Annotated in this window: 19 protein-coding genes; 17 read left to right on the top strand and 2 right to left on the bottom strand. The window is 61.4% G+C overall.

Annotated elements, in window-relative coordinates; translation table 11 throughout:
* The first annotated feature begins 104 nt into the window (after nt 1-104).
* Nucleotides 105-1343 carry a glycosyltransferase family 2 protein gene (locus VQ071_RS26455; protein WP_340517497.1) on the top strand — a complete coding sequence of 413 codons (1239 nt, stop codon included), beginning with the start codon at nt 105-107 and terminating at the stop codon, nt 1341-1343.
* A gap of 122 nt (nt 1344-1465) precedes the next feature.
* On the opposite strand, the gene VQ071_RS26450 is transcribed toward VQ071_RS26455, so the two are convergent.
* A complete protein-coding gene (locus VQ071_RS26450; protein WP_340517495.1) occupies nt 1466-1798 on the bottom strand; it encodes a hypothetical protein in 333 nt (110 codons plus the stop codon).
* Between VQ071_RS26450 and infC the strand changes: the two genes are divergently transcribed.
* The 4 genes from infC to VQ071_RS26430 all read left to right on the top strand — a co-directional run bounded on the left by infC (nt 1697) and on the right by VQ071_RS26430 (nt 3291).
* Nucleotides 1697-2167 carry a translation initiation factor IF-3 gene (gene infC, locus VQ071_RS26445; RefSeq protein WP_340517558.1) on the top strand — a complete coding sequence of 157 codons (471 nt, stop codon included), beginning with the start codon at nt 1697-1699 and terminating at the stop codon, nt 2165-2167. The genes VQ071_RS26450 and infC overlap by 102 nt on opposite strands.
* A gap of 18 nt (nt 2168-2185) precedes the next feature.
* Nucleotides 2186-2386: a 50S ribosomal protein L35 gene (rpmI, locus tag VQ071_RS26440; RefSeq protein ID WP_090114073.1), complete on the top strand. Its 201-nt coding sequence runs from the start codon at nt 2186-2188 to the stop codon at nt 2384-2386.
* A gap of 59 nt (nt 2387-2445) precedes the next feature.
* The gene (rplT, locus tag VQ071_RS26435; protein ID WP_090114071.1) at nt 2446-2805 is read left to right on the top strand and encodes a 50S ribosomal protein L20; all 360 of its coding nucleotides are present in this window, start codon (nt 2446-2448) and stop codon (nt 2803-2805) included.
* A gap of 204 nt (nt 2806-3009) precedes the next feature.
* Nucleotides 3010-3291 (top strand): hypothetical protein, encoded by a 282-nt coding sequence (locus tag VQ071_RS26430; protein WP_340517491.1) that lies wholly within the window; start codon nt 3010-3012, stop codon nt 3289-3291.
* A 233-nt stretch (nt 3292-3524) separates the two neighbouring features.
* Here VQ071_RS26430 and VQ071_RS26425 read toward each other — a convergent pair whose 3' ends face one another.
* On the bottom strand, nt 3525-7745 hold the full coding sequence (locus VQ071_RS26425; protein WP_340517489.1) for a glycoside hydrolase family 9 protein: 4221 nt from the start codon (nt 7743-7745) through the stop codon (nt 3525-3527).
* 234 nt (nt 7746-7979) lie between these two features.
* On the opposite strand from VQ071_RS26425, the gene VQ071_RS26420 reads away from it, so the two are divergent.
* From VQ071_RS26420 to VQ071_RS26365, 12 genes are all read left to right on the top strand, one after another.
* Nucleotides 7980-9626, top strand: coding sequence for a response regulator transcription factor (locus VQ071_RS26420; protein ID WP_340517487.1), 1647 nt, complete (start codon nt 7980-7982; stop codon nt 9624-9626).
* Nucleotides 9627-9721: 95 nt separating this feature from the next.
* Nucleotides 9722-11359 carry a sensor histidine kinase gene (locus VQ071_RS26415; protein ID WP_340517485.1) on the top strand — a complete coding sequence of 546 codons (1638 nt, stop codon included), beginning with the start codon at nt 9722-9724 and terminating at the stop codon, nt 11357-11359.
* A gap of 345 nt (nt 11360-11704) precedes the next feature.
* Nucleotides 11705-12631 (top strand): ABC transporter permease, encoded by a 927-nt coding sequence (locus VQ071_RS26410; protein WP_445293343.1) that lies wholly within the window; start codon nt 11705-11707, stop codon nt 12629-12631.
* Between the two features lie 26 nt (nt 12632-12657).
* Entirely contained in the window at nt 12658-13569 is a 912-nt protein-coding gene (locus VQ071_RS26405) for a carbohydrate ABC transporter permease (RefSeq protein ID WP_340517481.1), read from the top strand.
* A gap of 106 nt (nt 13570-13675) precedes the next feature.
* Nucleotides 13676-15292, top strand: a complete 1617-nt coding sequence (locus VQ071_RS26400; protein WP_340517480.1) for an ABC transporter substrate-binding protein — start codon at nt 13676-13678, stop codon at nt 15290-15292.
* A gap of 109 nt (nt 15293-15401) precedes the next feature.
* On the top strand, nt 15402-16754 hold the full coding sequence (locus tag VQ071_RS26395; RefSeq protein ID WP_340517478.1) for a hypothetical protein: 1353 nt from the start codon (nt 15402-15404) through the stop codon (nt 16752-16754).
* A 147-nt stretch (nt 16755-16901) separates the two neighbouring features.
* A complete protein-coding gene (locus tag VQ071_RS26390) occupies nt 16902-18218 on the top strand; it encodes a sensor histidine kinase (RefSeq protein WP_340517476.1) in 1317 nt (438 codons plus the stop codon).
* A gap of 15 nt (nt 18219-18233) precedes the next feature.
* Nucleotides 18234-18878 carry a response regulator transcription factor gene (locus tag VQ071_RS26385; RefSeq protein WP_340517474.1) on the top strand — a complete coding sequence of 215 codons (645 nt, stop codon included), beginning with the start codon at nt 18234-18236 and terminating at the stop codon, nt 18876-18878.
* A gap of 36 nt (nt 18879-18914) precedes the next feature.
* Nucleotides 18915-19370, top strand: a complete 456-nt coding sequence (locus VQ071_RS26380; RefSeq protein WP_340517472.1) for a GNAT family N-acetyltransferase — start codon at nt 18915-18917, stop codon at nt 19368-19370.
* Nucleotides 19371-19666: 296 nt separating this feature from the next.
* Nucleotides 19667-20191 carry a thiol-disulfide oxidoreductase DCC family protein gene (locus tag VQ071_RS26375; RefSeq protein ID WP_340517470.1) on the top strand — a complete coding sequence of 175 codons (525 nt, stop codon included), beginning with the start codon at nt 19667-19669 and terminating at the stop codon, nt 20189-20191.
* Nucleotides 20185-21156, top strand: a complete 972-nt coding sequence (locus tag VQ071_RS26370; RefSeq protein ID WP_340517468.1) for a DoxX-like family protein — start codon at nt 20185-20187, stop codon at nt 21154-21156. The genes VQ071_RS26375 and VQ071_RS26370 overlap by 7 nt, the downstream gene beginning before the upstream one ends.
* Complete coding sequence (locus VQ071_RS26365; RefSeq protein ID WP_340517466.1) at nt 21153-21833, top strand: DUF4166 domain-containing protein; 681 nt, start codon at nt 21153-21155, stop codon at nt 21831-21833. Before VQ071_RS26370 ends, VQ071_RS26365 begins: the two co-directional genes overlap by 4 nt.
* The last annotated feature ends 3 nt before the right edge of the window (nt 21834-21836 follow it).

Genomic DNA, 21836 nt, shown 5'->3' with positions numbered 1-21836 from the left:
GAACCGAAGGTAAGACAATCAAGCGTATGCTTTCGGACTCTCCGAGCTTGGTTGCACAAAGAGAGAAATCATGAAAAATAGGGGTCCAGGGGGTAATACCGCATATGTTAAACAACCTGCTGCTCATCGTTCAGGTGTTCTTTTTCCTGATCGGAGCCTACCAAGTGATCTTGTCCTTCTTCGGCTGGTACCGCAAAAAGGAGACGATCACGCACAAGCCGACCAAATCGTTCGCCCTTCTTGTGGCCGCTCACAACGAAGAGACCGTCGTCGGCGCTCTTATCGAGAACTTGCTGAAAATGAAATATCCGCGCGAACTGTTCGATATTTTTGTGATCTGCGACAACTGCACGGACGGCACGGCCAATATCGTCCGCGGCTACGAAGGCGTCTACGCCTGCGAGCGCAACAATCCGGCACAGCGCGGCAAGGGCTTCGCCATCGAATGGATGCTGAAGGAGCTGTGGAAGCGGCCGCGCCAGTACGATGCCGTCGTCATGTTCGACGCCGACAACCTGGTCGCCACCGATTTCCTCCAGTACATGAACGAGGATCTGTGCAACGGTCACCGCGTCATCCAGGGGTATCTCGATACGAAGAACCCGCATGACAGCTGGGTCAGTGCGGCCAACGGGATCAACTACTGGTTCTGCAACCGCCTGTGGCAGCTCCCGCGCTACAATCTCGGCCTGTCCAACTTCCTGGGCGGCACGGGCATGACGTTCGAGACGAAGCTGCTCAAGGAGATGGGTTGGGGCGCGACGAGTCTCGTCGAGGATCTGGAGTTCACGGTTCGCTGTATCCAACGCGGCATCAAACCGAAGTTCAACTTCGAAGCCCGCGTGTACGACGAGAAGCCGATTACGTTCCGCGCGTCCTCGCGTCAGCGTCTGCGCTGGATGCAGGGGCACTTCGACATTACCCGCCGCTACATGCTGTCCACGCTGTGGCAGGGCATCCGCGAGCGCAGCTGGGTGAAGATCGACGCAGCCATCTATATTTTTAACGCGTACAACTTCCTGATCGGCTTCCTGCTGACGTTCACGCTCTGGTTCGACCTGCTGCTGCCGGGCGCGCCGCACTTCGATTCGATCTACTCGGTCGCGCCTGCCTGGATCGCGGTGCCGATCTCGCTGTACATCTACGCGCAGCTGCCGCTGTCGATGCTGCTCGAGAAGGTCAACTGGAAGCTGTACTTCAGGCTGATCACGTTCCCGATCTTCTTCTTCTCCTGGTGGCCGGTGACGTTCTGGGCGTTCTTCACGCAGAACAACAAGCAGTGGAGCCACACGGAGCACACGCGCGTGCTGCGGCTGGAAGAAGTGCAAGGCAAGCAGATGTAGTCGTGCGTCAATTATAATTGACATCTTCGGCCGAGCGTGATACAGTAGTTCGGTAGCTGTTGAATAACAGTGCTATCAAGAAGAAGCTCCCGCTTCTCACCTGTTCGGCGGACGCCGGCTGGTCAGCGTAGCCTACGTACCCGGTCCGACCGGGCGAGCTTGCTCGCCGCCGGCGGCCAACTAACGTTAGCGAGCGGAATGCGGGCGATGATGCCCGCATTTTTTATTTGCTTCTTCAAGCTTCGAATTTGGTTGCCCAGGTTGCAACGACGACCTTTTTCCATTAATGGAGGTGGAACGTTATTAGCAAGGATCATCAAATCAATGAGGAAATCCGGGCGAAGGAAGTCCGTCTGGTAGGCGCTGAAGGCGAACAGATCGGCATCAAGCCGTTCAGGGAAGCGATGCAGATGGCGATCGACGCCAATCTCGATCTCGTCAATGTAGCTCCGCAAGCGAAGCCGCCGGTATGCCGCATCATGGACTACGGCAAATTCCGCTACGAGCAGCAGAAGAAAGAGAAGGAAGCCCGGAAGAATCAGAAGATCGTCGATCTGAAGGAAGTCTGGTTCCGTGCGAACATCGATGAGCATGATTATCAGACCAAGATGCGCAACGTGATCAAGTTTCTCAAGGAAGGCGACAAGGTCAAGTGCTCCGTGCGGTTCCGCGGTCGTGAGATTGCCCACGCCAACATCGGCCAGAAAATTCTCGAGCGCGTCGCGCAGGAGGCCACGGGCGAAGACCTGTGCGTCATCGAACGCGTGCCGAAGCTCGAAGGCCGCAGCATGATTATGATTCTGGCCCCCAAGGCCGTCCATTGACGACAGGAGGAAATACAGATGCCTAAGATGAAAACACACAGCAGCCTGAAGGACCGCTTCAAGATCACCGGCACCGGCAAGGTCAAGCGTTTCAAGGCTTACAAGAATCACTTGCTGTCCCACAAGTCCGGCCGCCAAAAGCGCGTTCTGGGCACGCAGCCTCTGCTGGCCGACGGCGACGTCCGCCGCATGAAGCAGCAGCTGGCTAACCTGAAGTAAACGATACGATTCGCTGCGCCGCGCAGCGGACTTACACATTCACCGGGAGGTAATCTCAAATGGCAAGAGTCAAAGGCGGGTTCGTAACGCGCCGCCGTCGCAATAGAGTCCTGAAACTGGCTAAAGGTTACTGGGGCGCCAAGCACCGCCTCTTCAAGAAAGCCAACGAGCAAGTTCTGAAGTCCCTGACGTACGCATACCGCGACCGTCGCCAGACCAAGCGCAACTTCCGCAAGCTGTGGATCGTGCGTATCAACGCAGCCGCTCGCCAGAACGGCCTGTCCTACAGCAAGCTGATGTACGGCCTGAAGCTGGCCGGCATCGAAGTAAACCGCAAGATCCTCGCCGACCTGGCCGTGAACGACATCACCGCGTTCAACTCGCTGGCCGGCACCGCCAAGGAAAAAATCAACGCGTAATCAATCGCGTTTAAGACGCCGTCCCTTCGCCGGGGCGGCGTTTTTTGCGTTTCGTGCGACTCTCGGCCGCCGATGCGGATCGCACGACCCGACTAGGCTGCGCGCAAGGCTCGCAACTCCGCGATTCGCCGCGTACAAGCGTACAGCCAGAGCGGCCTCTGCCGCCATATAATGAACGGACCAACGGTGAAGGGAGGAGTTCGCATGGCACGCGTGACCAAATCGCAAGCGCAAAAGCTCGTCGGACACCATATCTATGCCGTACGCAAGGATCGTTCCGTCGTCTACGGCAAGCTGGTGGCGATCAAGGGCGATTCGCTCATCCTGGAGCGGAGAAAAGGCAAGCAGGTGCAGACCAAAGCCATTATCCCGCTGGTTCTGTTCGATCTGCTCGCCATCGGCACGGCCCCTTACGCTTTCGGCGGTTGGGGAGGTTGGGGCGGAGGCTTCGGAGGCTGGGGCGGCGGTTTAGGCGGCTGGTGGTAAGCCGGTCGTCCGTCGATGACGCGCGCTGCAGCAGCCATTCGTTCAATCGCGTATGACGTTCCTATAGCGAATTCTGATGGGGGGAAGCGGCGTGATGCCCGCTTCTTCCCGTTTTTATGGAGATGTCGTGCCTTTTCTGGATTCTCCGGCATTATGCACCACATAGGCGAGGCAGCATGCAACGGATACGCGCGCAGAGAAAAGGGAGCCGTTTTTTCCGGCTCCCCATCTGCTTAACGCTTGACGGTCACATTGTCGAAGTAGGCTTTGGTGTTGGCGTACACCCGCGCCCCGATGCGTCCGGAGGCGAGCGCGCCGTCCGTGACGGCGAACTGGAGGACGTCGTTCTGATACACCGAGAGGCTCGAACCGTTCGCCACGATTTTGTAAGTGTAAAACGTATCGGCGGCGACGCTCGGATTTGCGTACCCGAGCGTCGTTTTTACGCCGCCGACCGACTTGACGAGCTCCAGCTTCCGTCCGGTGCGATCGTTGTTTTTCAGGTACAGCACGTAGTAGTTGTCGCTGTCGACGTAGCGGAACAGCAGACCCGCATCCTTGTTGCCGTTCGTATTATTCGTGACGCTGACATCTGCCTGCAAAGTATAGTCGGTCCAGGCCGCATCGCCCGCCACGGAGAAGCTGTTGCCGCTGCCCGCCTGGCCGGCGTACCGGCCGGATTGCACCGACCACGTGCCGCTCGTGGGCGTCCAGCCGTCCGCATTGCCGTCCTCGAAGTCGTCGGCCAGCAGCGTCGCGCTCACGGCGGGACCCGATTGAACCGCGCTGCTCACTGCATCCCTCGTCGTATCCGTCGTATGGAAATAATACGAATGAACGCCGAGCGGCAGCTTCGTCGTATAAGCGTACACTTTGCCGTCCGTATACGTCGTATCGCCGGCATCGACCGCCGTCATCGCGTGGACGACGCCGTCCAGGACGAGTTCCATCGCGAACGGCTTCTCGTTGTCCGCGTCCGTATACGTCACGCTGAACGTATAGTCCGTATCCGCGTCACCGGATGCATGGTTCACGCCGCCGGCGGTCAAGGTAGGCGCGGTGCCGCTCGCGACGTTGGTCGCTTTGATCTCGTCGACGAGCAGCTCGCCGTAGCCGACGGCCGTCTGGTTCAGCCAGATCGCCATCGTCGTCTTTTTCTTGTTCACGGCTGGGGACAGCGCGTCGAGATTGATCTGCAGGTCGGTCCAAGTCGTGGGCACCGTCGCCCAGCCGCCTGTCAGGTTATAGGTGCGCGTGCCGTCGTTCAGCTCGATTTTCATGCGCAAGTTCGCATAGCCCGGGTTTTTCACCGTGAAGTTCAAGTAGCGATAGCCCGACAGGTCGACGTAATCGTGCCATGGCTGGAACTTGGCGTAGGAGTTGGTCGCAGTCGGCGTCTGCGTGAACAGGCCGACCGAGCGGCCGTCCGCAGTCGTCTTGGCGAAGGTCGCCGTGCCGCCGTTCTGCGTATACCAGTTCACCCACTCGTTGTTGCCGCCGGCCGAGCCCCAGAGCCCTCCGCCGCCGAAGTCGTCGTACAGCAGCGGGTGAGACGGGTCGGGCAGCGGCGCCGCGACCGTGTAATGCGTCGAGCTGTACGTGTAGTTGCCTGCGCTGTCGGTGCCTCTGACGTCGACCCGTTTGTTCGCGTACGGTACCGATGCGCTCTCGTCGATCGAGGCGGCATAGACGGCGCCGGATACCGACATCGGGACGTAGGGGCCGCTCTGGCCCGCCGTCGAGTAGGACACGTCGGTCAACCCGTTCGCGGGTCCCGCGAACACGGTGACGTTGCCGCGCACGTAGTCGCCGATGACGGGCGAGAGCGTCGGCAGCTGCCGGGGCGCCACTGCGCCTGCGGAGCTGGCCGTCGGATTCGAGCCGAGACCCATGATCGTATACAGCAGCCCCGCCTGGATGCTGATGCTGAACTCGTTGTAGCGCCATTGGTTCGTATCGTCCGCATAGAGCGAGCGGTCCTCGTACCATGGACTGACGCTGGTCTTATCCTTCGTGTCCTTCATATTCGGTCCGCTCACCATGGCGCCGGGGAAGACGATGCCGGAATTGTTTGCGTTGCCGTTCGCCCCTTCGTCGTACCGCGTATGCGGGTAGGTGACGAAGTCGGCGCCGATGCCCGACACCCAGCTGATGTTCCAAGGGTTCTCGCCGAAGATCCAGTACATCCCCTTCTCAACGGCGCGCAGCGCGGCCGGATCGCCGAACAGCTCGTAGTAGCGCATCATGTCGCCCAGATAGGAGGCATGCGGCTCGTTGACGCCGAAGTTTTTGAACTGGTTCAGCACGCCGTACGGCGTATCGTCCGCGGAGGACAGGAAGAAGTCGACCTGCTGCTTAAGCAGCTGCTGGATATGCGTCTTCGTGGCGGTATCGGCGACGGGATAGAACTCCGCCAGAGACATCGGCCGCATATCCCAGTAGTTGGTGGACGCCAGATCGGCGATCGTCAGCGTCCCGATATTGGCCGTCGCGGCGTCCTTGTAGTCGGCATCGCCGGTCAGCAGGTACAGCTCCACGTCCGCTAGCAGCTTCGAGTTCGGGATGCCGCCGCGCGTCGAGTAGGACCCGATGGGGCCGTCCGGATGCGCGACGACATAGTCGTAAAATACGATCGCCGCCGCGAGACAATCGTCGGCGAAGTCTTCGAGCGACGCGATCTTCGCGGTGTCGACGTCGCCCTGCGCGATCGCCTCCCGGATCGCGCGTGCCGTCGCTGCCAGCGCGCCGGCCGCCTTGGCCGAGCCGCCGACGCCGAGTCCGCTGATCCGCCGGTCGTCTGTATTGCCGCTGACGTTGTCCGTCGACTTTTCCGGATGCACGAAGGACGCATTATTTTTAATATCGTACAGCTCTCCGCCGAACTGGTCGGCCCACTTGATCAAGTATTCGCTGCCGAAGACGGCTTCGTCGACGAGATCGGGAATGCCGTTGGCGTCGTTGTCGTACTTGACGGCGGCGGCGTCCGCATGGCGGACATAGGCGAGCGCGATCTCGGCCGCGACCCATTGGTTGCCCGCATATTTGCCGTAGTCGCCGGCGTCGTACCAGCCGCCCTTCAGATCGTAATGCGTCGTGCCGTCGGTCGACGCGGCGTCGTCCAGATGGCCGGCTCCGTGATACAGCTTGGCCGACGGCGCGGCGGTGCTGTAGCCCGCCGGATACGCGTCCTCCGTCGCCACCCCCGCCCGCAGCAGCCGGTAGAACGCCGTCATCTCGTCCTTGTAGTCGGACCAGACGTTGGCTTTGATGGGGAAAGGATAGGACGTTATGCCGTTCGAGACGATCGTGTAGCCGCCGCCCGCTGCGGTTACCGTCGAAAAGTCGATCGTATATACATGACGATTCCAAAAAAAGCCCTTGTAGGTCATCGTGCCGGAGGCCGCCACGGTTCCGCCGTCGTCCTTCACCTGATAGGACAGATCGGTCAGCGGGCTCGTGGACACGACCTGGGCGTCCTTGAACCCGCCGGCATTGTAGCCGGCCTGGCTGACGACGACGTCGAGCGCTTCGCTGGATGACGTGACGACCGGCGTCGCCTGCACCGGCGTCCGCACCTCGTCCGAGGTGAGATCCCCGGCGCGGAAAAAGTGCGTGTGCGCCCCGGCGGAAAGCTTCGTGATGTAATAATAATCTTTGCCGTCCGAATAGGTCGTATCGGCGCTGTCGGTCTCGAGCATATCGTAGGCGGTGTCGTCGACGACGAGCTGCATGGCGAACGGCTTTTCGTTGTCGGCGTCCGTATACGTGGCGCGGAAGGTAAACGCCGTATTCTGGGTGTACGCGGACGAATTGGCGCTCATGCTGCCGGTCAGCGTCGGCGCGGTGCCGCCGGCGTCCGTCGAGGCGAAGATGTCGTCGATGAGCGTCTCGCCGTAGGCGCCGCCCGACTGACGCAGCCAGATTTCCAGCTTGGCCGTCTTCTTCTTGAGCGCTGGCGCGAGCGTATTCAGGTCGTATTGACGCGTCGTCCAACTCGTGGGGACGGATACCCATCCGCCCGTCAGATTGTAGTTGGTCGTTCCGTCGTTTACCGCGACGCGGATGAGCGAGTCCGCGTAGCCCGGATTTTTCATCGTGACGTTCAGATAGCGGTAGCCCGTCAGGTCGACGGTTTCGTTCATCGGCTGGAACTTCGCCCACGAGGAGCCGGAGCTCGGCGTCTGCGCGAATTTGCCGACCTGCCGCGAATCGACGGTGGTTTTGGAGAAGGTGCCGGTGCCGCCGTTCTGGTTGTACCAGTTGGTCCAGTTCTGCTTGAACAGTCCGCCCCCGCCGAAATCGTCGTACACAAGCGGATTGCCCGGACCCGGCAGCGGCGCGACGGCTGCGGAGACGGCACCGAGCGGCGCGAGCAGGCCGAGCAGCAGCGTCAGTCCCAGCAAGCCGGCGAACGATTTCCTGACAGTTCCTTTCTTTTTCTTAAAACCAATCATTAACGAAGCCTCCATTCATTTTATGGAATCGCTTACATAGCTATCGTAATCATGCAGCCTGCCGCGCACGAGGATGTAATCTCGCCCGCTTGTGATTTATTCACGCATGATTATATATCACATGTTGTACGGAAAAAGATCATCGACAGACGCCGCTTCCTGGCTTAGGCTAGACCTGACGGGAGTATCGCCCGATCGGGACGAGACGGCGCGGACAGCGAGGAGGCAGCGGACATGCACAAAATACTGGTCGTCGACGACGAGCCGAGAGTGAGCACGGGCATCAAAAACTTCCTGCTCGGCTCGGATCTGAACATCGCGCACGTAGAGACGGCGCTGAACGGCTTTGAGGCGATCGATTATTTGCGGATGGAGACGTTCGACCTGGTCCTGACGGACATTCAGATGAGCCGCATGAGCGGCATCGAGCTGATGGAGACGATCTATATGGAGCAGCCTCATCTGCCCGTAATCGTCATCTCGGCCCACGAGAAGTTCGATTTTGCGAAAAAATCGCTGCGGCTCGGCGCGCGGGACTATCTCGTCAAGCCGGTCGAGCGCGACGATCTGCTGCGCATCGTAGGCAGCGTGCTGCGCGAGAACGAGGCGATCGGCCGCAAGTCGCTGGCGCTGTCCGAGGCGCAGCGCGCAGGCAGCGGCAAGACGGGCCAGCCGGGCATGGGCGAGCTGCTCGCGGCGCTCGTGACGGAAGGCGATCTGCCGGCCAAGGACGGCGAGGCGCTCGCGATGCTGCTCGGCGATCAGGCTGCGGACGGGCTGTTCGGCGTCGTCTCGATCCGGCTGGATCTCACCCGCGGCGGCTTCAGCGACCGGGAGATCGCGCTGCAAGACCGCAAGCTGCTGAAGTACGCCTCCATTAATATATTGAACGAGTGCCTGGGAGAATGGCGCGGGCTCTCGCTGAGCGGGTACGGCAACGAGATCGTCGCCATCCTCCGGTTCGGCGAGCCGGGTGCGCACGGGCGCGGCGCGGGCATCGAGTCGCAGCTCCATCTGATCGGACAGATGATCCATATGAATCTCAAGAGTTACCTGAACATCGAGACGACGGTAGGCATCAGCTCGGTTCATGCGAACGTGTTCATGCTGCCGAAGCTGATGGACGAAGCGAACGCTGCCGCCGAATGGCGTCATACGAATCCGGGACAGCGGGTGTTCTACTTTGAGGACCGCAAGGCGCGGGAAAATCTCGACATTGCCGCCTGGATCGCGCAGGTGGATGAATTCGTGCAGACGCTGAAGGCCGGTGCCGGCAATGCCGGGCCGGACGAGAACGGCGGGATGCTGCTGCAGACGCTTCGCCGGCTGCAGGACGAAGCGGAGATTTTCAACAGCTACTTCGGCATGCTGGCGTACCGGCTGTACGGTCTGCTGCTGGAGCAAGGCCGGGCGAACGGGATGTCGCTGCAAAGGTTCGATCCGGACGCGTACTTTCGCGGCTCGGATGCGGCAGGCAAGCTGGCGGCGCTGGCGTCCTACATCCCCGACGTGTCGGCGATGCTCGGGCAGTTGACGCAAGACCGCGACCGTTCCATTCTCGCGCGCATCACCGGCTTTATCCGGGAGCGTTTCCGCGATCCGGCGCTCAAGATTCAGGATGTCGCAAGCGAGGTGCATTTCAGCACGGCTTACCTGAGCTACCTGTTCAAGCGGGAGACGGGTAAAAACATGTGGGACTTCGTTACGGAGCTGCGGATCGAAGAGGCGAAGCATTTGCTGGAGACGACCGACAAAAAGCGTTACGAGATCGCGTATGCCGTCGGCTACGAATCGCCGGAGCATTTCGGAAGAATGTTCAAGCGGTACGCGGGCCTGAGTCCGGCTGAATATCGCAAGGAAAGGCAGGGGAACGACGGCTGAAGCTCAAATACAAAGTTGCGATCGCCTTCGCGCTGTTCATCGTCTGTCCGTTCCTCGTCGTCGGCTGGATCTCCGCGTACAAGGCGTCCGATTCGATGCGCGGCGAGGTCGGCATGACGACGCTTCAACTCGTCAAGCAGAACCACATGACGCTGGAGAAGACGCTGTCCGCCGTCAGCGACAAGACCGTCACTCTGCTGGATACGCACTTTTTCAGCGATGAGGGCCAGTACCGCTTCTGGACCAACATCGAGACGCTGGGCCAGATGCGGGAGGCGGACGCCATCCTGGAGCGGTGGTCGTCCGACGGCACGGAGTATTCCCTGTATATGACGAACAAGGAAGGAAAAAGCGCGCCGTTCGACCTGTCCAACAAAACCCGCGGCTTCAGATATATAACATGGGATGCGGCCATGCTGCCGGATTGGGCCGCCCGGGCGCTGAAGGAGAAGGGAGGGGCGACCCTGCTCCCGCTGTCGACCGACGGCGGTCCGCCGACCGTCAGCCTTGTCCGCGCAGTCCTGAACCCCAAGGCATACGACGATACACTCGGCTACCTCGTCGTCTCGAGACTCGAGGCGCTGATGAAGCGCGACCTCGTCTCGGTCGGGCTCGCGGACGATGCGGGCATTTATTTGTTCAACGATTCGGGCGAACAGCTCATTCAGGTCGGAGACGAGCCGCTCGATATGAGCGGCATGCCCGATCGGCTGAAGGGCGAGACGGAAGGTTACTTTTACAAGAGCCGCGGCGGCGAGGAGCTGCTGTACGCTTTTTCCAGACGGACTGCGTTCGGCACCCGGCTCGTCTATCAGATCCCGCTCGGCGCCGTCGCCGACAGACGGACCGCCTTCCAATGGATCATTATGGCCGCCTCGGCGATTTACTTGCTGTGCGTGTTCGCCTTCGTACTGTACCTGCTGCGGATCGTCGTGCGCCCGCTCGTCCGGCTGACGAAGATCACGCGAATTTACGAGCCGGGCAAACGGCTTGACGTCGACGACGGCCTGCTGCGCGGCGACGAGTTCGGCATCCTCTACGGCGCCTTCCTGAAGATGACGGACAGGCTGGACCGGTCCATCGAGGAGAACTACGTCATCAAGATCCAGCAGCGGGAAAACGAGCTCGCCGCCCTCCACTCGCAAATAACGCCGCATCTGCTATACAACACGCTGGATTCGATCTATTGGTACGCGCTCGACAGCGGCAATCCGGGCGTCGGCGACATGGTCAAGGATCTGTCCAAGCTGCTGCGGATCGGCCTCAGCAAAGGGAAGACGGAAATCCCGATCGGCGAGGAGCTCGAGCATGCGCAGGCGTATTGCCGGCTGCAGATGAAGCGGTATCCCGATACGTTCGAGGCACGCTGGGAGGTGGACGAGGGGCTGGTGTCGTTTATGACGCCGAAGGTTATATTGCAGCCGCTCGTGGAAAATGCGATCTTCCACAGCGTGAGCAGCATGGACGGAGAGGGGTTGATCGTCATCCGCGCGCGGAAGGTCGGAGACGACATCCGGCTGGAGGTGGAGGACAACGGCTTCCTGCCGGTCGACATGGAGCGGCTGACGCGTATTGTGAGCGGCGAGGAACCGGGCAAGGGCTACGGCATCCGCAACGTGCACGAGCGCGTGCGGCTGCACTTCGGCGAAGCGTACGGGCTGAGCTACGAGCGTCCCGAGGGGAGCGGGCTGCGGGCGGTCATCACGATTCCGGCGCGGACGGGCGGCGAATAGCGGGAGCAGCAGAATATCACGCAATGAGCCGCCCAGAATCGGAAGCCAACTCCCCCACCTCCGCCAAACTAGTCTCATCCAGAAACAACGAGCGCGCGCTGGCCCCCATCCCCGCCAAACTAGTCTCAGCCAGGAACAACGAGTGCGCGCTGTCCCCCATCCCCGCCAAACTAGTCTCATCCAGGAACAACGAGCGCGCGCTGTCCCCCATCCCCGCCAAACTAGTCTCATCCAGGAACAACGAGCATCTCCCCCGCAGCTACCTCATTTTAGATCACACTCTGACAGGAATACATCATCGTCGCGCATGGGACCGCCAATCTATACTGAAGTCACAGAAAGGATGTGGCGCCCTTGCACGCAAGATGGAAGCTCTTTTGGAAGTACAGGTATCTGACCTTGATGATCGTCCCCGCCTTGGCCGTGCTCGTCCTGAACAACTACCTGCCGATGTTCGGCGTGTTCATCGCCTTCAAGAACATCAATTATATCGACGGCATCTGGAAAAGCCCATGGGTCGGCTTCGACAACTTCGAGTTCCTGTTCACCTCGGGCTCGATCTGGCGGATCGCCCGCAATACGGTGTCGTACAGCATCGTGTTCATGATCGTCAACCTGCTGCTGTCCGTGGCGATCGCCGTCGCGATCAACGAGATCCGCAACCGCTTGCTGGCCAAAACCTATCAGACCTTTCTCATCATGCCCTACTTTCTGTCGATGGTCGTCGTGAGCTATCTCGTATACGGCTTCCTCAACCCGGAGAAGGGCTTCCTCAATCACACGATCGTGGAGTGGCTGGGCAAATCGCATGTGTTCTGGTACTCCGAGACATCGTACTGGCCCTACATTCTGACGATCGTCAGCGCCTGGAAGGGCGTCGGCATCGGCGCCGTCATCTACATCGCGGCGATCGCGGGTATCGATCCCGAGTACTACGAGGCCGCCGTCATCGACGGCGCGTCGAAGTGGCGGCAGATCTTCCACATCACGCTGCCCACGATCCGGCCGGTCATCATCATCATCACGATTCTGAACATGGGTCATGTGTTCAACTCCGACTTCGGCTTGTTCTACCAGGTGCCGATGAATTCCGGCCCGCTCTATCCTGTCACCGACACGGTCGACACCTACGTCTATCGCGCGCTGAAGGAGCTCAACGATATCGGCATGTCGTCCGCGGCGGCGCTCGTCCAGTCCGTGCTCGGCTTTGCGCTCGTGCTGCTGACCAATGCGTCGGTGCGCAGGATCGACAAGGATCAAGCGCTGTTCTAGTCAAAAAAACGAGGTGAAATTTAGCTATGCTGAGAATCGCGAGCCGCCGCGAGAATTCCATCTCGCCGCTCACCAACTTCGTCCTGAACGGCGGCTTCATCGTCTTGGCGCTGGCCTGCGTGCTGCCCGTCGTGCTCGTCATCGTCGTCTCGTTCACGCACAACGACTCCTTGCTGAGCCGGGGCTACAGCTTTTTCCCCGCCAAGTGGTCGCTCATCGCCTACGAGAGCCTGTTCAAGGATTACGGCACGATCCTGCGCGCCTACGACGTCAGCATCGGCATTACCGCCGTCGGCACCCTGCTTAGCGTGCTGCTGATGGCGTTGTACGCCTACCCGATCTCCCGCCAGGACTACCCGCTGCGCCCGTTTTTCACCTTCTTCCTGTTTTTCACGATGCTGTTCAGCGGCGGCATCGTCAGCAAGTACATCGTGTTCACGCAGGGGCTCGGGCTGCTGGACAACTATGCGGCGCTCCTGCTGCCGCTGCTCATCGTGCCGTTTAACGTCATCATCATGCGCACCTTTTTCCAGACGACGATTCACCCCGCACTCATCGAGTCGGCCCGGATCGACGGCGCGGGGGAGCTGCGGATTTTCGTCCGCATCGTCCTGCCGCTCTCGCTCCCCGTCATGGCGACGATGGCGCTGTTCAGCACGATTCTGTTCTGGAACGACTGGTTCAACGCACTGCTGTTCATCCGGGCGGAAGACAAGTATCCGGTCCAGTTCCTCATGATCCGCGTGCTGAACGACATCCAGTATTTGCGGGAAAACGTGCAGTTGGCGGCGCAAAATCCGGAGCTGATGCGGAATTTGCCGAACGAGTCGCTGCAGATGGCGATGGCGGTCGTCGGCATGGGGCCGATCCTGCTCGTCTATCCGTTTTTCCAAAAGTACTTCGTCAAAGGTCTCACCATCGGCGCAGTCAAAGGCTGATCCGATTGCGCTTCGCATACCGGTAGTTCCGGCCGCAGGCACGCTCGCTATGCCGATTCCCGGCCGATCTATATAATCTAATTAAATACCAGGAGGGTTACACGCAATGAAAATGAAAATGAATAAAACGAAACGGCATATCCCGGCATTGGCGCTTGTGTTCGCCTTCGCCACGGTGCTGCAGGCTTGCGCCGGCGGCGGCAACAACAAAGCGGCATCCTCGCCTCCGGCAAGCTCCGCCGCGCCCAGCGCATCCGCTTCGGCGAGCGCGGCGCCGTCCGAGAGTGCTGCGCCGAGCGAGCTCGCTCCGTACGAGGTGTCGATCGTCTACTTCGGCAAGCCGCAGGCGGACGACGCGCTCGTCGAAGCGAAGCTGAACGAGTTTTTCAAGGAAAAAATCAACGCGACGGTCAAGCTGCAGCCGATCGCCTCGAGCGACTACAAAAACCGCACCGAACTGATGATGAATACCGGCGAAAAGATGGACCTCGTGTTCACGGCTTCCTGGCTGAACTTTTTCGGCAACGTTTCCAAGGGCGCCTTTATCGAGCTCGACGACTTGCTGGCGAAGTACGGGCAGGGCATCAAGGACCGCCTGAACCCGCTCTATCTCGAAGCGCCGCGCCTCAAGGGCAAGCTGTATGCGATCCCGACGAACAAGGAGATCACGCAGGGCAAGGCGATCACGTACCGCAAGGACATCGTCGACAAGTATCAGATTCCGGTCGACAGCATCAATAACATGGCCGACCTTGAGCCTTGGATGGAAAAGGTCAAGGCGGGCGAGCCAGGCATCATTCCTTACTATGTAGCCGGCGGCTCCGGCAACTTCGGCGGCGGCTTCATGATGTACGAGACGAGCGGCAACTACCGCCCGATCGGCCCGGCGCCGGCGAAGACGCCGATGTTCCTGCTCGATTACAAATCGTCCGACGAGATGAAGGTCAAGTCGGTGCTCGATCCCGAGATCGTAGACATCAACAAGAAGGAGCTCGGCCTGTTCCGCAGCTTCTACGAGAAGGGCTACATCAACGCCGACGCCGCGACGAGCACGACGACGATCAACGATCTGCAGAAGGAAGGCAAGATCTGGGTGCAGGCCGCCACGTGGAAGCCGGGCGCAGACATCGAGATGAAGCTCGTCACCGACAGCAAGTACGACTACGTATCCCATGTCGTCGAGGAGCCGATCGTCACGACGGACTTGGCCGCAGGCTCGATGTTCGCAATCTCCCGTACGTCCAAGGACCCGGACCGCGCGATGATGGTGCTCAACTACCTGCATACCGATCCGTACGTCATCAATCTGTTCGTCAACGGCATCGAAGACAAGCATTATAAAAAGGTCGGCGACAACCGCATCGAGCCGATCGCCGACAGCGGCTACAACCCCGGCACGTCGTGGGTCGTCGGCAACCAGTTGCTGAACTACCTGAAGCCCGGCCAGCCGGACGATCTGTACACGAGCTGGGAGAAGTTCAACAACGACGCCAAGCGCTTCCCGCTCATGGGCTTCGTATTCGACGATACGAACGTGAAGAACGAGATCACGCAGATGACCGCCGTCGTCACCGAGTACCAGTCGATCTTCACCGGCGCCGTCAAAAATCCGGATAAGCTGCTCGAAGAGCGCAACGCCAAGCTGAAGAGCGCGGGCATCGAGAAGGTGCAGGCCGAGCTGCAGCAGCAAATCGATACGTGGCGGGCGGAGAACAAAAAGTAAGCGCGGCAATTCGCGCCGCTTCACACAGGCTTGCGGCAGAGCGTCCGGGTTTCGGGCGCTCTGTCGGGCGTTTACGGACATTTTCAGCTACCGCAGGGAGGGAACTTTTTTGAAGCCGAAAAATTTGATTTATACGTTCGTCAGCTATGCGGCGCATTACGATACGCCCTGGGGCAAAGGGGTAGCCGTAGAAGGAATCGACCGCACCGCCGCCATCGCGCACAAGCACGGCATCCCCGTCACCTGGATCGTCAACGGCGGCTCCGTGCCCGTCCTGCGCGAACGCATCGTCGATTGGCATGCGCGCTACGGGGACGACGTCATCCTCCAGAGCCCTTTTTTTATCGAGGATACGGGCGCCTCCAAGGAACGCTTCAAGGCGGCGCTGGCGCGGGACTGGCGTATCGTCGAGGAGGCGTTCCCCTGGGTGTCGACGAAGGTGGCGGCGCGCGGGAAAATTTACAGCGAGGTCATCGAAACGCTCGAGGAGCTGGGCTTCGAGGGCATGTGGGGCTATTGCTGGGAGCAGGTATGGTGGGACGGCATCACGCACAAGGGAATTCCGTGGGGCGCCTGGTACGCGGACCCGAGCCGGTACAAGGCGCCGCATCCGGACGGGGGCAGCGTCGTCGCCTTCGAGTGGACGGCCCGCGATTTGCATGCGACCTATCATTCGGGCAGCCCCGTCGTGTATTCGACCGATCCGAACGACGTGCTCCGCGCGGGATTGTGCACGGGGGACGATATCGAATATTGGCGACGCGTGTTCGACGATTATTTGGCCAACACGGCGCACAACGATCAGGTGTTTTTCCTCCAGCAGCAGGAGGCGCACGAGATGGAGTTCACGGAGCGATTCGCCGTCTTTCCGGCCGATCATGTCGAAGCTTGCGCGGGCATGCTCGATCTTTTTTTTGCCTATGTCGCGCAGCATCCGGTGACGCTGACGACGGTGCCGGAGGCGGTGCGGCTGTATCGGACCCGCAATGCGGACACCGCGCCCGTCTACATGCTCACGCAAGATACCGGCATCCGGCCGCAGACGAACGATTATACCGTCGCGCTGGGCGGTACGGGGGGCGGCCCGTGGCCCAAAACATTTCTGTACTATGACAAGGAGTGCCAGATGGCGTTCGTCGAAGGAAGCTGCGTCCCGCACCGGCTGCGCAGCTATGTCGGCAAGGGGAACATGAACGATACATTCGAGGAGGACGTGCCCCAGGTGTTCGTGCGCGACTATGCGAGGGAGGACGGCCGCATCTCCATGACGTTCGAGATCGGACACCATAGCCCCGTGCCGTTCGGACTCGTCTACTGGGACGACCTCGCCGGATACGAGATTGCGGAGTGCGCCGGAGGAGCGGACGCGCGCATCGTCGGAGACGAGCTGGCATTTGTGCGGTTCGCGCTGACGGGCGGTCCTGCGGCGATCGCGCTGTCGCTCGTCAAGAAGACGACCTGACCTGCTCGGGCGAAGGCAGTGTGCGTGCGGTTTAAATTCGGGTATAATCAGCGTTAAACGGTTATGTGCAGCATAGTCTGCGGAATTCGCGGGTCTCGTTCGATCGGATTGACGGATCGGCTGCGCATGGCTTGGCGAGGAGCGACCATGCTTTATTATCTCACGTTGCTGTCGGCGGCGGCGATCGTCCTGCTCGCGGCGAACTTCCGGAGCGCGAGCAACCGCTGGGCGGCTTTTTTCCTGCTCTGCGCTTCGCTCGGCGGCGTCGCGGAGCAATGGCTGTCGGCGCCCGGGCTCGGCACCGCCTACAAGATCGCCCAACTGCTGAACCATACCCTGACGCCGTACGGCGTACTATTGTTCAGCCTGGTCTATGCGGGCGGCCGGGCCGAGGCCGCGGCTCGCGCATATCGCCTCAAAGGCTGGCTGCTGCTCCCGCCGCTCGCGACCGTACTCGAGAGTCTGCTGCTGGAGCGGCTCGCGCCCAATTTTCCGCTGCTGCTGACGTGGACGGCGCCGTATTACTTGATCGCCTGCTGGCTGCTCGTATCGTCCTGTGCGCGCGAGCAGGACCGGCTGCGCCGGAGGAGCCGCATCGTCACCGCGCTGATCACCGTCCCTACGCTGCTCGGCGTTCTCGTCTTCATTAATATCGCGAAGGCGGTGTGGCCTTCGTTCGATTTTTTTCGCTACGTCTCCGTATTTATCGTCTACTCGTTCGCCATCGCGCTGCTGTGCGTGTTCGTGTACGGCGTACTGGGCGTGAAGGTCAAGGTGGAGAATGACTCGCTGGCCGGCGCGATGAAGGCCGCCGGGATGGGGACGAGCCTGCTCAGTCATACGATCAAGAACGAGGCCGGCAAGATCGCGATCAGCGTGGAAAATTTGCGAGGCACGGCCGTCGGCGGCGACACCGCCGCGGAGGAGCATCTGGCGGTCATCGAGCGCGCCGCGTCCCACCTGACGGAGATGGCGGGACGAATTCACAGCCGGACCCGCGACTTCGCCTGGAATCCGGCGCGCTGCGATGCCGGCGTCCTGATGCGCGAGGCGCTCGAGCCGCTCCGGGAGCGCTTCGCCGGGCAAGGCGTGGCGGTCGACGAAGCGTGCGCCGAGCGACTGTATGTGCTCGCGGACCCGGTCCATCTGCGGGAAGCGCTCGGCAATGTGCTGGCCAACGCGGCCGAAGCGATGGAGAGCGGCGGCGCGCTGGAGGCCGGGGTGCGGCTCTCGCGGCGGGACGTCGTGCTGAGCGTGAGGGACACCGGGCCCGGCATGCCGCCCGGACTGCTCGAGCGGGTATGGGAGCCATTCTACAGCACGAAGCCGGGCAAGGACAATTATGGCCTCGGCTTGTCCTACGTCCATCAGGTGATGCGCAAATGCGGCGGCAAGGCCGAGATCGACAGCGAGCCGGGGCAGGGCACGGTCGTCCGGCTGCGGCTGCCGAGCCTGCGCGGTTGACAAGGAGGGATGTCCGTGAAGCCGATCCGGCTGCTGCTCGTCGAGGACGATCCGGACTGGGTCAAAGCGATGAGCGTATATTTGAACCAGCAGGCCGATCTGCTGGTCGTCGGGACGGCCGGCTCGGCCGAAGCGGCGCTGGGACTGGCCACATCGATTGACTTCGACGTGGCGCTGCTGGACGTCCACTTGTCCGATGCGGGCCGCGACGGGATCTACACCGCCCTCGCCCTGACGGAGCTGCGCCCGGTCAGAATCATCATGCTGACGTCGGACGCGTCCGAGCGCACGATAACGGACGCCTTCACGGCGGGCGCGATCCACTATCTGGACAAGTCCCGCTTCAGGGAGCTGCCGCAAGTCATCCGCGGCGCCCATCATCATCCCGAGCCTATGGACGCGCTGCTCAAGGAGCTGCGGCGGCTGAAGCGCGAGGAGCAGCTCCGGTCGCTGACCGCGGCGGAGCGGGAGGTGTTCGAGCTGCTCGAGGAGGGCTATACGCATCCGCAGATCGAACGAAAGCTGTTCAAGGCGGAGAGCACGCTGAAAAACCAGGTCAACCGAATCTTGAAGAAGCTGGGCGTGCGCAGCGGACGAGAAGCGGTGGACAAGGTGCGCAAGGGCGGGCTGGACCACACCGGGGATGCCGATCCCAAGTAGGATGATGCGGCGGAAAAGGATAGAGGAGCGGTAGAGATGGAGATCAAACTGGACGATCTGTCCGGCCCGGAAGTGAGGGCGTTGCTCGAGGCGCATCTGCGGGGCATGGCGGAGGACACGCCGCCCGAGAGCATTCATGCGCTCGATCTCGACGGACTGAGGCAGCCGGACATCACGTTCTGGAGCGTATGGGACGGCGGCGAGCTGATGGGCTGCGGAGCGCTCAAGGACCTGGGCGAAGGGCACGGGGAACTCAAGTCCATGCGGACGGCGTCCGCGCATCTGCGCAAGGGCGTGGCTGCACGCATGCTCGGCCATATTATAGAAGAGGCGAAAGTACGGGGCTACAAGCGTCTGAGCCTCGAGACGGGCTCGCCGGATTCGTTCTTGCCCGCGCGCAGACTCTACGAGAAGTTCGGATTCGTCTACTGCGGACCGTTCGCGGATTACGAGGACGATCCGTACAGCGTGTTCATGACGTTGGCGCTGTGATGGCGTCGTGAGTCGCGATGAGTCGTGATGAGTCGTGGTGAATCGTGATGAGTCGTGATGAGTCGTGATGAGTCGTGATGAGTCGTGATGAGTCGTGATGAGTCGTGATGAGTCGTGATGAGTCGTGATGAATCGTGATGAATAAGCTCATGCAATAGCGATGATGCGATAGGCCTTAGGCTAACTGCCGGGGGCCTATTTTTTATAGTCCCCTCCGGCGGCCGGCTCCTATCGAAGTTGGAACTGACCCGAATCGCCGCGCGCATTTACAATGAGAGACAAGAGGAGGCGGGGATATGGAAAAGCGGGGAGATCGCAAGCGGGCAGCGGGAGATGCGCCGCCTGACAAGCTGCTTCTATTGGTGGACGGGGATTGCGCGATGTGCCGCGGCATTACGCGCTTTGCGGCGAAGCGTGACCGCAGAGACCGGCTTCGCTTCGCCGCGCTGGATTCGCCGATCGGACGGGAGCGGGTGTCCCGGCTGGGCCTGTCGCTGCCGCCCGCAGGCAGCTTCGTCTTGATCTGCGGGGCTGCGGCATGGACTCGCTCCGAGGCTGCGATGCGCACGCTCGCGGCGCTCGACCCGCCTTGGCCGGCCGTCGCGGCGGCGCTCCGGCTCGTCCCGGCGAAGCTGAGGGATGCGGCGTACGACGCGGTTGCGGCGCGGCGCCACCGACTCGCGGGGCTCACCCGCGCATCGCAGTGCCCGGCTGTGCCCGACGAGCGGGTACGTCGAAGGCTGCTGGATGCTGCGGGCTGGCACGAGCAAGAAGCCGGAGTGGAGGGCGATGTCCATCGAGGGGAGGAGCGGACATGGTGAGCGGGACAAGGGACAAGCGCCCGGCTGCGGGCCGTCCGATCTACGTCGAGATCGACGTCGGATCGGATATCGAGGCGCTGTGGCGCCACACGCAAGATCCGCAGCTGCACGAGCAGTGGGATCTGCGCTTCACGGAGATCGACTATTTGCCGAAGGCGTCGCCGGAGGACGATCAATCCTTCCTGTACCGGACCCGGCTCGGCTTCGGTCTCTCCATTCGTGGCACCGGCAAGTCCCGGGCGCCCGCCAGCGCGCCGGACGGCGTCCGGACATCCGTCCTCGCCTTCGGCACGGCCGATCCGCTGTCGCTGATCGGGCATGGCGGCGGCTATTGGCGGTATACGCCGCTGCCGGGAGGCGGCGTGCGGTTCGCCACGAGATTCGACTACAGTACGCGCTTCGGCCGCGCCGGCGGCTGGTTAGACAAGCTTCTGTTCAGGCCGCTGTTCGGATGGGCGACCGCCTGGAGCTTCGATGCGCTGCGTCTGTGGCTCGAGCGGGGCATACCGCCGGCAGCCAGTCTGCTGCTCGCCAAGGTGCATGCGCTGGCGATCGGCCTGCTGACGTTCTGCTGGGCGTACGAGGGTCTGGTGCCGAAGCTGCTGTATCCCGATTCCGGCGAAGCGGAGCTGCTGCGGGCGCTCGGCTGGTTTCCCGGCTTCGAGCGGATCGCGACGGGCGCGCTCGGCATCGGCGAGCTGCTGCTTGCCGCATGGCTGCCGTTTCGGCGCCGTCCATGGCTGCTCAAGACGCAAGCGATCTTGATGTGCGCGCTGACGGCGGCTGCGATCGCGGCCGCGCCCGATAGCCTGCAGTCTCCGTTTAACCCGCTCGTCCTGACCATTCCCATGCTCGGAGCGACGGCGGCCGCGCTCTGGGCCAGAGAAGGGCTGCCATCCGCCCAGTCATGCCGCAGGCGCCCGATGCACGCCGCCGATCAACCTGTCAAGGAGGAAACGAGATGACATCGATATTTGCACAAGCGCTCGGGGAACGTGAATTCGCAAGGCTGCATCCGAAAATCCGCGAGCGCTTCGGCTTCTCGAGCGCGGACGGAATCGCCTCCGTCGGACGCGGCACGATGGAGGAAGTCCGCTACGCGAAGTGGGCTGCGCTGCCGCTCGCGGTAGGCGCTTCCCGGCATATTATGTTCCCGGACGCCGGCCGGCACATCCCTTTTACGATCGAGAATTACGCCTACAGGGACGCGCTCGGCAGAGAGACGCTGACCATTAACCGTACTTTCCGGTTTGCAAAGAGACTGCGGCGCTTCGACGCGACGATGATTTATAGCGCCGGCAGAGGACGTATCGTCGATTTCCTGGGAAATCGCCAGCATCTCGCAGTCGATCTGGACGTCTGGGCCGCGCCGAACGGCGGCATTCAGATCCGCTCGGGCGAGCAGCGCTTTTACGAGGGGCCGCTGGGCTTCCGGTTCCCCGCGCCGCTCACCGGATTCGCGGATGTATGCGAGTGGTACGACGATGTGGACGCGTGCTACAGAATCTCGGTATCGGTGCGCAATCCGCTCCTGGGCGTGATTTTTGCCTACAAGGGTGCGTTCCAGGCGGAGACGGCCCGTACAGGCAGGGACGCAATTCCGCTTCAGGCGATGCCGCTGCGGCTGGAGCGGCGGGATTAAACG

Source organism: Cohnella sp. 56 (assembly GCF_037963805.1).
Taxonomy (GTDB): domain Bacteria; phylum Bacillota; class Bacilli; order Paenibacillales; family Paenibacillaceae; genus Cohnella.
Note: the sequence above shows the minus strand (reverse complement) of the source record. Positions and strands in the feature narration are given on the sequence as shown.

Bases quoted from the DNA above. Each gene is read 5' to 3' on its own strand.
- VQ071_RS26455 (WP_340517497.1), top strand. From the start codon at position 105: ATGTTAAACAACCTGCTGCTCATCGTTCAGGTGTTCTTTTTCCTGATC.
- rpmI (WP_090114073.1), top strand. From the start codon at position 2,186: ATGCCTAAGATGAAAACACACAGCAGCCTGAAGGACCGCTTCAAGATC.
- rplT (WP_090114071.1), top strand. From the start codon at position 2,446: ATGGCAAGAGTCAAAGGCGGGTTCGTAACGCGCCGCCGTCGCAATAGA.
- VQ071_RS26430 (WP_340517491.1), top strand. From the start codon at position 3,010: ATGGCACGCGTGACCAAATCGCAAGCGCAAAAGCTCGTCGGACACCAT.
- VQ071_RS26425 (WP_340517489.1), bottom strand. From the start codon at position 7,745: ATGATTGGTTTTAAGAAAAAGAAAGGAACTGTCAGGAAATCGTTCGCC.
- VQ071_RS26420 (WP_340517487.1), top strand. From the start codon at position 7,980: ATGCACAAAATACTGGTCGTCGACGACGAGCCGAGAGTGAGCACGGGC.
- VQ071_RS26415 (WP_340517485.1), top strand. From the start codon at position 9,722: ATGCGCGGCGAGGTCGGCATGACGACGCTTCAACTCGTCAAGCAGAAC.
- VQ071_RS26405 (WP_340517481.1), top strand. From the start codon at position 12,658: ATGCTGAGAATCGCGAGCCGCCGCGAGAATTCCATCTCGCCGCTCACC.
- VQ071_RS26400 (WP_340517480.1), top strand. From the start codon at position 13,676: ATGAAAATGAAAATGAATAAAACGAAACGGCATATCCCGGCATTGGCG.
- VQ071_RS26390 (WP_340517476.1), top strand. From the start codon at position 16,902: ATGCTTTATTATCTCACGTTGCTGTCGGCGGCGGCGATCGTCCTGCTC.
- VQ071_RS26380 (WP_340517472.1), top strand. From the start codon at position 18,915: ATGGAGATCAAACTGGACGATCTGTCCGGCCCGGAAGTGAGGGCGTTG.
- VQ071_RS26375 (WP_340517470.1), top strand. From the start codon at position 19,667: ATGGAAAAGCGGGGAGATCGCAAGCGGGCAGCGGGAGATGCGCCGCCT.
- VQ071_RS26370 (WP_340517468.1), top strand. From the start codon at position 20,185: ATGGTGAGCGGGACAAGGGACAAGCGCCCGGCTGCGGGCCGTCCGATC.
- VQ071_RS26365 (WP_340517466.1), top strand. From the start codon at position 21,153: ATGACATCGATATTTGCACAAGCGCTCGGGGAACGTGAATTCGCAAGG.